Origin of the sequence: Paraliomyxa miuraensis (genome assembly GCF_026337845.1) — a bacterium.
Lineage (GTDB): Bacteria > Myxococcota_A > Polyangia > Nannocystales > Nannocystaceae > Paraliomyxa > Paraliomyxa miuraensis.
The window spans coordinates 1-203 of record NZ_JAOVZF010000002.1 but is presented as its reverse complement, the minus strand read 5'-3'; the positions used below and the strand labels follow the sequence as shown (position 1 = coordinate 203).

Sequence of the window (203 nt, the reverse complement as noted above, 5' to 3'; positions counted from 1 at the left end):
TTCACCCTCATCGAGCTGATGACGGTGATCGTGATCCTCGGCGTGCTCGCGGCGGTGGCGATCGCGGCCTACTCCCGCAACGTGCGCAACGCCCACAAGACCGAGGTCATCTCCGACCTCTCCAACCTCGCGCTGCGCCAGCGCAGCTTCCGTGCCGTGCAGGGGCACTACGCCAGCACCACCAACTGCGAGGGGCCCGGCTG

At 68.0% G+C, this 203-nt stretch carries 1 protein-coding gene; it reads left to right on the top strand.

Annotated features, from left to right (window positions below; all coding sequences use genetic code 11):
* Positions 1 to 203, top strand: a 203-nt coding sequence (locus OEB96_RS00010) for a type IV pilin protein (RefSeq protein ID WP_266213321.1), incomplete at both ends; no start/stop codon positions are given.